General features: G+C 30.7%; 11 protein-coding genes. All 11 read left to right on the forward strand.

The genetic code is table 11. The features are described from left to right. Entirely contained in the window at positions 1-1,440 is a 1,440-nt protein-coding gene (locus HGI79_RS23530; RefSeq protein ID WP_185652043.1) for a flagellar hook-length control protein FliK, read from the forward strand. A 29-nt stretch (positions 1,441-1,469) separates the two neighbouring features. Further along, positions 1,470-2,168 carry a flagellar hook assembly protein FlgD gene (locus tag HGI79_RS17890; protein WP_185652044.1) on the forward strand — a complete coding sequence of 233 codons (699 nt, stop codon included), beginning with the start codon at positions 1,470-1,472 and terminating at the stop codon, positions 2,166-2,168. A gap of 20 nt (positions 2,169-2,188) precedes the next feature. Further along, positions 2,189-2,578, forward strand: a complete 390-nt coding sequence (locus HGI79_RS17895) for a TIGR02530 family flagellar biosynthesis protein (RefSeq protein ID WP_185652045.1) — start codon at positions 2,189-2,191, stop codon at positions 2,576-2,578. 117 nt (positions 2,579-2,695) lie between these two features. Next, positions 2,696-3,736 carry a flagellar hook-basal body complex protein gene (locus HGI79_RS17900; protein ID WP_185652046.1) on the forward strand — a complete coding sequence of 347 codons (1,041 nt, stop codon included), beginning with the start codon at positions 2,696-2,698 and terminating at the stop codon, positions 3,734-3,736. A 78-nt stretch (positions 3,737-3,814) separates the two neighbouring features. Beyond that, the gene (locus HGI79_RS17905) at positions 3,815-4,009 is read left to right on the forward strand and encodes a flagellar FlbD family protein (RefSeq protein WP_185652047.1); all 195 of its coding nucleotides are present in this window, start codon (positions 3,815-3,817) and stop codon (positions 4,007-4,009) included. A gap of 148 nt (positions 4,010-4,157) precedes the next feature. Further along, on the forward strand, positions 4,158-4,694 hold the full coding sequence (gene fliL, locus HGI79_RS17910) for a flagellar basal body-associated protein FliL (protein ID WP_185652048.1): 537 nt from the start codon (positions 4,158-4,160) through the stop codon (positions 4,692-4,694). Between the two features lie 43 nt (positions 4,695-4,737). Next, entirely contained in the window at positions 4,738-5,148 is a 411-nt protein-coding gene (gene fliO / locus HGI79_RS17915) for a flagellar biosynthetic protein FliO (protein WP_185652049.1), read from the forward strand. Then, positions 5,141-5,917, forward strand: a complete 777-nt coding sequence (gene fliP, locus HGI79_RS17920) for a flagellar type III secretion system pore protein FliP (RefSeq protein WP_185652050.1) — start codon at positions 5,141-5,143, stop codon at positions 5,915-5,917. Before fliO ends, fliP begins: the two co-directional genes overlap by 8 nt. A 10-nt stretch (positions 5,918-5,927) precedes the next feature. Beyond that, positions 5,928-6,197, forward strand: a complete 270-nt coding sequence (gene fliQ / locus HGI79_RS17925) for a flagellar biosynthesis protein FliQ (RefSeq protein ID WP_185652051.1) — start codon at positions 5,928-5,930, stop codon at positions 6,195-6,197. Positions 6,198-6,284: 87 nt separating this feature from the next. Continuing rightward, positions 6,285-8,111 carry a fused FliR family export protein/FlhB family type III secretion system protein gene (locus HGI79_RS17930; protein WP_185652052.1) on the forward strand — a complete coding sequence of 609 codons (1,827 nt, stop codon included), beginning with the start codon at positions 6,285-6,287 and terminating at the stop codon, positions 8,109-8,111. Between the two features lie 96 nt (positions 8,112-8,207). Beyond that, positions 8,208-9,049, forward strand: an 842-nt coding sequence (locus HGI79_RS17935) for a flagellar biosynthesis protein FlhA (protein WP_241428258.1), incomplete at its 3' end; no start/stop codon positions are given.

Here is a 9,049-nt window from a genome sequence, read left to right on the forward strand (position 1 = left end):
GTGGATGTTAGTGCATTAATTAGCAAATCCTTTAGCAATACGCTAAAAAGCAATGAAAGAAGTCAAAATGATAATAGTAATTTCAATGACTTTTTATCCAAAGTAAGTAGTAAGAGTAATGAAAGTACAAATAATAATACAAAGTATGTAAACAACTCACAAGAAAAAAGTAACTATGATAGTAATAGAGACAACATCAAAAATGAAGATTCAAAGCCAATAAGCAAAGAAGTGAGAGATAGTCTAAAGGAAGCAGGAGTATCTGATAAAGATATAGATAAAATAAAAGATGTGAAGGACTTAAAAAGTTTTATAATTAAAAAAGTACTCAGTGAAAAAAAAGAAGACGGATTAGATATAAGTGGTCTTTTAGCTATGTTAGCTTCTCTTTTGAATGGTAAATTGGATAAAGACAATATTATAAGTTTAAAAGGAGAAATTAATAAAGAGATCCAGGATGTATTAAGTAATAAATCAGGAAACATCACAAGTGCTGAAACTCAAAAGGAGTTATTAAGTAAAACTAAATCTCAGTTTATTCACGATATTCTAACTGGAAAAGAAAAAATAGACCATAGCAGTATTTTGGGGAAAATTAAAAAAGAACTATCTTCAGTTTTAAATAATAACACAAAGGATTTAAAAAATATAAGTGCTTTGGGAAAAGATGATATTTTAGGAAACGTTAAAAAAGAAGTATCTTTAGCTTTGGAGAATAACAGAAGTAATCTAAAAGATGGTAAAGATGGCTCTAAGAACTTACTAAAAGACATAACAGATATACATAAAGACTTAAATTCAAATGGATCAGAAGCTATAGTAAAAAATAAAGAAGAAAAATCATCAAATTATACAGGAAATGAAGAGAAACAATCAAGTTCTGATGAGGATTTTCTAAAAAGTTTGTTATCTAATAATGGTAATGACAAGATAACTAAGGTTACAAACTTTATGACTCAATTTAATAGTATTAGTCCAAATGATGGAGATATATCTGAGTTAGAAAAAATGGTTATAAATAAAAATAACTTTAATGCAGATATGATAAAATCTCTTAAGTATATGGAAACTAATAACATAAAAGATTTAACTATCAAAATAACTCCTAAGGAATTAGGAGAAATAGCTATAAATATAACTATGGAATCAGGTGTTATGAAAGCTACTATAACAGCTTCAAATAAGGAAGCTTATAACTTATTAAACACTAATCTACAGGATATAACAAATAAACTTCAAAATAATGATATAAAAATTCAAAATCTTTCCCTAAATCTTTATAATGATGATACCACCTTTTATAAAGATGGCTCTAACAGACAAAACAGCAAGAATGAGCAAAAGTCTAAAGGAATAAGAGTTATAGATGATATATCAAGCGATAATACTGAAATAGAAGATATGGATATATTAAATAGTAACGTAAATATATTAGCCTAAGAATGTTTTCTAGAATTAGGAGGTGCATTATGGCTGAAAATACAAGTACAGTAAGTAACAATAGTATAATAAACTCTGCAAACCAAGCTACTTCAACAAAAACAGCAAGAGGAACTCGTATAGTTAAACCTGGACAAGAAATGGACAAAAATGCGTTTTTGAGAATTCTTTCAGCAGAGCTTTCAAATCAAAATCCGGAAAATGCAAAAGATGGTACTGAGTATGTAGCTCAGATGGCTCAGTTTGCAGGCTTGGAACAAATGGCAAATTTAAATTCAAGTATGAGACTTACAGGAGCTAATTCTCTTATGGATAAATACATTACTTTGGCAAAACTTGATGAAAATGGTAGCTTGTATAATGGAAAGGTACAAAGTATAACTAAGAGTGGTAGTGATATAAAACTAAGTGTTGTAGTGGGAAAAGAAAAAGATAAAGAGGGTAACTTAGTTGATAAGATTCAGGACTTTAATTTGGAGGATGTTAGTCAGATAAACAATGTGAATTTGGCAGGTACAGCCTATGATAACTCAGCTTTTGTAAATGCAGCATATTTAGTAGGTAAAAAAGTACAGTTAAATCAGCAAGATACCAATAAAAATAATTATACAGGTATAGTAACAGAGATATCCAGAGATGCTGAAGGTATAAAAGTTAAAGTGCAAACAGGTGAAAATGAAACTAGAGATTTCCCAGTTGATGAAATTATAAAGGTAACACAGAGCTAATATTTAGGAAGGGTGATGTTATGGCATATAGAGTTGTTAATGGTAAGCTGCACTTAGTGGAAAATTTTCAACCCTACCACAACACATCAAAAAAAAATAAGGATAACAGTATAACTGCTTTTGAAAATATACTGAACAACGCAGTTAACAAAAAAGAAAGTTTTGTTATATCTAACCATGCTGCAGAGAGATTAAGAGAGAGAAACATAAGTTTTAATGAAAATGATATGAAAACTATAAATGACGGAATAAATAAAGCAGAGGAAAAAGGCTGTAAGGATTCCTTAATCTTGTATAAGGATACAGCACTCATAGCATCTATAAAAAACAGAACCATAATTACAGCAATGGATAAAGACAGTAGTAAGGGTAATGTTTTTACTAATATAGATGGTGTAGTAATATTATAAACGGCAGGACCTAAGGGGGGCCGGACTTTGTGGAAGGATAGAAGCAAAGTAAAATTACTAATCAGTTAATTATAATTAATAAAAGTATTAAAAAAATAGATATGGGGGTAAGAACAAATGTTACCATCAATGTTCTCAGGAATTAGTGGACTAAAGGCAAACCAAAAAAAACTTGATGTTATAGGTAATAACATAGCAAACTCCAGTACCACAGCTTTTAAGGCTCAAAGAATAAGATTTCAGGATATGGTAAGCCAAAATCTAACACAAGCTATAGGAGCAAGCGTAAATTACGGTGGTACTAACCCAAGACAGATTGGACTTGGTGTTCAGATTGCTGGTATTGATACTGTAACAAGTACAGGAAATATGCAGCCAACTAGTAGAAACCTAGATGCAGCTATAGATGGAGAAGGCTATTTTATGGTAGCGAAGGGGCCAGCTTTATTTGAAGATGGCTCTGGAATAGAGGTAGACCCTGCAACACATCTAATGGCAGATGACAGAAAAGGAGAAAGCATAATGTTTAGCAGGGATGGGGCATTTACACTAGATAGTGATGGCAACCTGTTAACATCAGATGGCAATAGAGTATTAGGATATACATTTACTGGTGACGGAGGAGAAAGTGTATCTTTGGATTCAGATGCAACAGGAGATGGTGTAGTTCAAAAAGGAAAGAGTTTTTTTGTAGATTCAAATCAACCACTGGAGAAGATTGATCAATTAAAGACATTAATAATTCCTGATCAGGTAGATAAAGGTGGACAAATGAGAAGAATTCAATCTTTTTCTATAGAAAAGGATGGCTTAATTAAGGCGGTATTAGATGATGGATCTGTATCAGTTTTAGGACAGATTGCTATGGCATCCTTTAAAAATCCAGGGGGACTTTCAAAGCTAGGTAAAAATCTTTATCAAAATTCAGCAAACTCAGGAGATCCAGTAATTAGAGCTAGTGCGGCAGAAACTGACGATGCTAATAAAAACAACAAAGGCTATGGTGATATGCTTCAAGGTATGCTTGAAATGTCTAACGTAGATTTAGCAGAACAATTTACGGATATGATAATCGCAAGTAGAGCTTTCCAAGCTAATGGGAAAATTATCACTACTGGAGATGAAATACTACAGGATCTTGTTAACCTAAAGAGATAGTAAGGGTTAACATAAAGTAAATAATTGAGCTTGAGGAATATACTCCTCAAGCTTAACTAGTTAAGAGGAGATATCATTATGATTAAACTTATAGGATTAGACAATAAAGAATTTGTCATCAATGTAGATCAAATTGAGAAACTGGAACAGATACCTGAAAGTGTAATTACTCTTGTAAATGGAAAAAAATATCTTGTAAAAGAATCAAATGATGAGATTATTGCTAAAGCTATTCAATATAAAAGGAAAATATTCCTAGGGGATATAAAGTAAGTTATCTAAAATTTTGTTAAATAATTTTAGTATCTAAATAGTGTAATAATGTGTTATATGTAAGTATACATAGACTATCTATATACAAAATATAAATTATTCTTTATAGAGTTAATCTAATAGAGATAGCTGAAAAGGAGACATTGATATGGAAAATAAGAAGGAAAAAAAAGGTGGAGGCACAATTAAAATTGTAATATTAACTATCATTGCTATGTTGGTAGTAGGAGCTGCTGGATTTTTTGGGTATAATTTATTTTTAAATAAAAAAGATGAGACTAAGACAACAGTTACTAAAGCACAGCATCAGGTACAACCAATACAACATCAAGTGGTAAGTGGTCAGCAGTCAACACAATATCCTAGCTACCTTCAACAAGTTGTTTCAACAAAAACCTTTGGATTAGACGAATTCTTGATTAACCTTGCAGATGAAGATAGTAAAAGATACTTAAAGGTGAAAATTTTTCTGGGTTATGACAGTAAAAAACTAGATAAAGAGCTGGAAGAGAGAAAGCCTATAATAAGGGACACAGTTATAAGTATTTTAAGGACTAAGAAGGCAGCAGATATAACACCAAAAAACATGGAAAATATAAAGATAGAAATGATACAAAAGCTTAATCCTATATTTGAAGAAGGACAACTGAACAACATATATTTTAACGATATATTGGTACAATAATAGATAGACCAATGGGATTTTTAAATACGAATGGAGAATGTAAATGGATGGCCAGTTTTGGTGGATGATTTTTAAAATAATAGTTTTTTTACCTTTTATAATATTACTAATATATATATCCATGAAATATGGAGGAGACAAGCTGCAGCAAATTCAAAATGGTAGACATATAAAAATTCTTGAAAGAACGCCTATTTCTAAGGAGAATACTTTATTAGTAGTGAAAATAGGTGAAAATGCATACGTCATGGCGTCCTCCAACAGTAAAATCGAAATACTCTCTGAATTACATAAAGATGACATAGATAAAATAGAAGCTTCAAAAAACATACAACAATATGAGAATTTAAAGGATTTTTATGAGAAAACTGGATTGAAAAATGCCTGTGAAAAATTATGGAAAAATTGTTATAGTAAACTTAATCAGAAAAAGGAAGATAAAAATAATGAATAAAAAATATAGTAAGGTTTTAATAATTACTTTAGGTCTTACTGTTGTAAGTTTAGTGCTGTTTGCATCAAGGGCTTATGCTGCACCGGAGAGTTTACCTATACCTAAAATAAATATATCTGTAGATAACTCAACTACATCTCAGCAGTATGTAGGAAATATAAAGCTTCTAATAATGCTTACAATACTTACTCTGCTACCATCATTTATTATGATGATGACTAGTTTTGTAAGAATTATAGTTGTTTTTGGATTCTTGCGAAATGCTATAGGAACAATGCAGTCACCTCCAAATCAGGTTTTAGTCGGACTGGCTTTATTCTTGACTGTATTTATTATGGTTCCTGTATATAACACCATGAACACTAATGCCATACAACCTTATCTGGATAACAAAATTACCCAAGAGCAAGCAATTGAGGAGGGATCAAAGCCTCTTAGAGAATTTATGCTTAAGCAAACTAGGAAAAAGGATTTTCAATTATTTATTGATACAGCTAAGTTAAACTATAAAGTAACTAAAGATAATGCTCCTCTTTATATAGTAGTACCATCTTATATTATAAGCGAATTAAAGACAGCGTTTCAGATAGGATTCTTAATATATATACCTTTTATAATTATTGATTTGGTAGTTGGTAGTGTACTTATGTCTATGGGTATGATGATGCTTCCACCAGCCATGGTTTCTTTACCCTTTAAGTTATTACTTTTTGTGATGGTAGATGGTTGGTATTTAATAGTAAAGTCTTTAATTACAAGCTTTTCGTGAGGTGAATGAAATGAGTGAAAATATGGTAATAGGTATAATAAAAGATGCATTGCAGACAGGTCTCATGATTGCTGCACCTATTCTCATAGTATCTATTATAGTAGGGCTTGTAATCAGTGTGGTACAAGCTACAACACAGATACAAGAACAGACTTTAACTTTTGTTCCTAAGCTTATAGCGGTGGCCATAGTTGGAATACTCACAGGGAGTTGGATGTTACACCAGTTAGTTAGTTTTACTGAAAGGATGTTTACTTATATATCCCATATAACACAGTAGATAGATAACTATAGTGTTTTATTATTTTTTCATTATCACATAATAAAAAATATTATATGATAATAGATAGTCTGAGGTGGAATAGTATTGATTAATGTTTTATATTTCACAGCTTTAATTTTAATAAGTATTAGAATGTTTTGTTTTTTCATTGTTGTTCCTATCTTTTTTCCAAATGGTACACCCAGTGCTGTTAAAGTAGGACTAACTGTAATCATGGCATATATAATTATACCTAGTGTTGATTATTCAACCATAAATATAGTGAATAACAATATTACATTTATAATTAGCTGTATGAATGAAGTGGTAGCTGGTTTAACTCTAGGTTTTATAACAAATTTATGCTTTATGAGTGTTAGGATAGCAGGAAGTCTTATAGATATACAGATTGGATTCTCCATGATGAGTATGTTTAATCCATCTGCTAATAGCAATACTACTTTATTAGAAAATGTATTATATTGGTTTAGTTTAGTGGTTTTTTTTATAATAGATGGACACCATATGCTTATAAAAGCACTAATGGAAAGTTTTAATGTAATAAAAATTGGTAATTTTTTATTATCTCAAAATTCAATAAATCTCATACTGAAAGCTTTTATTGAGTTTTTTGGCATATCATTGAAAATAGCAATACCTATTGTATTGATAATAATTATAACTGATCTTACTATGGGACTTGTTGCAAGAACAGTTCCACAATTAAATATAATGATTCTTGGGCTACCAATCAAAATCCTTATAGGAATTGCCACTTTTTGTTTTGTGCTGCCTACATTACTAAGAGTTATTGAAAATTCTTTTTATGGTATTCCAGATGCTATAAGAGGTTTTTATAAAACCATACCTGTACTATTGATATTTGCAGCTGATGATAAAACTGAAGAGGCTACTCCTAAAAAAATGGGAGAGGCTAGAAAAAAAGGACAAGTTGCTAGAAGTAAGGAGTTAACTTTAGCATTTACGTTATTAGCATCAACAATTTCTTTAATGACACTAGGTAATTTTGCAGGGTCACAGATAAAAGCAACTGTTATATATTTTTTAAGTAATTACTTAAATATGTCTCTAAGTTATGATAGTGTTCAGCATATTGCATTTATAGCAGCATGGAGAGTTGCTATAATATTTTTACCTATTGTATTGCCAATAACTATTATTGGAGTATTAATAAGCTTATTCCAAACAGGTCCTTTGTTAACTTTCGAACCACTAAAACCAGATTTAGCTAAATTAAATCCTATGAGTGGATTTAAAAAAATATTCTCAGCTAGGTCTGTTGTGGAATTATTTAAGAATTTACTTATTGTAATAATAGTAGGTTATGTAGGATATAAATTTGTACGAGATAATTATATGAATATAATTAATTTGGGAGGGTTAAGACCAGATGCTCTAATTGGAGCTATAGGAAAACTTACTATAGGTATATTTTCTAGAATTACGGTAACTATGGTTATTATTGCAATAGTAGATTATTTGTATCAAAAATACAAATATAAAAAAGATATGAAAATGTCAAAGCAAGAGGTAAAAGAGGAATTTAAACAGTCAGAAGGAGATCCGCAAATAAAAGGAAAAATAAAGCAAAAGCAAAGAGAACTTGCAATGAGAAGAATGATGCAAGCAGTACCGAAGGCCACTGTAGTTGTAACTAACCCAACTCATATATCTGTAGCATTGAAATATGAACAAGGAGAAAACGCTCCTATAGTTGTAGCTAAAGGTGAAGAAGCAGTTGCATTGAGAATAAAGGAAATTGCTAAAGAAAATGAGATTCCTATAATAGAGAATAAGCCTTTAGCTAGATTAATATATAGCGAAGTGGATATAAATGAAGAAATTCCAGCAGATATGTATCAGGCTGTAGCAGAAATCTTAGCACTGGTATATAAGATTAAAAAGAAATAGAAAATAAAAAATTTAATTTTTTATAATAAGCTTTGAGGTGATATCTTGGAGAATACAAGAAAAAAATTTAGTCTTAAGAATAATGTAGATATAATAATGGCCTTTGTAGTTATAGCAATAGTACTTATGATAATAATACCGCTACCATCTGAAATTTTAGATGTATTGGTGGCATTTAATATCACAATATCAGTAGTAATTATACTTTTGACATTGTTTACTACAGAGGTTTTACAGCTTTCTGTATTTCCAACTTTACTTTTAATTACCACATTATTTAGATTAGCATTGAATATTTCGTCATCAAGATTAATTCTTAGAGACGGCTACGCAGGAGAAGTTATAAATGCATTCGGAGGTTTTGTTGTAGGAGGAAACTATGTAGTTGGTATAATCATTTTCTTAATAATAGTCATAATACAGTTTATAGTAATAACTAATGGTGCTGGTAGAGTATCAGAAGTATCAGCTAGATTTACGCTGGATGCTATGCCAGGTAAACAAATGAGTATTGATGCAGATTTAAATGCAGGTATTATAGATGAAACTGGTGCAAGAGATAGAAGAAAAAAGTTGCAGCAAGAAGCTGATTTTTATGGAGCTATGGATGGTGCATCCAAGTTTATCAAAGGAGATGCCGTAGCAGGTCTTGTTATTACGATAATTAATATTCTTGCTGGAATTATACTAGGAGTAGTAATGTTAAACATGGATATAAGTACTGCAGCCCAAACTTACACTAGGCTAACTATAGGAGACGGTCTAGTAACGCAGATACCTGCTCTTTTAATATCTACTGCATCTGGTATATTAGTTACACGTTCAGGAACTGATGAAAACTTTGGTAGTTTGGCAATAAGACAGTTAACTGGATTTCCTAAGGTAATAGCCATAGCATCAATAGTTCTTCTTTTCTTGGCAATTATACCTGGACTTCC

It is taken from the genome of Clostridium sp. DJ247, from assembly GCF_014231265.1.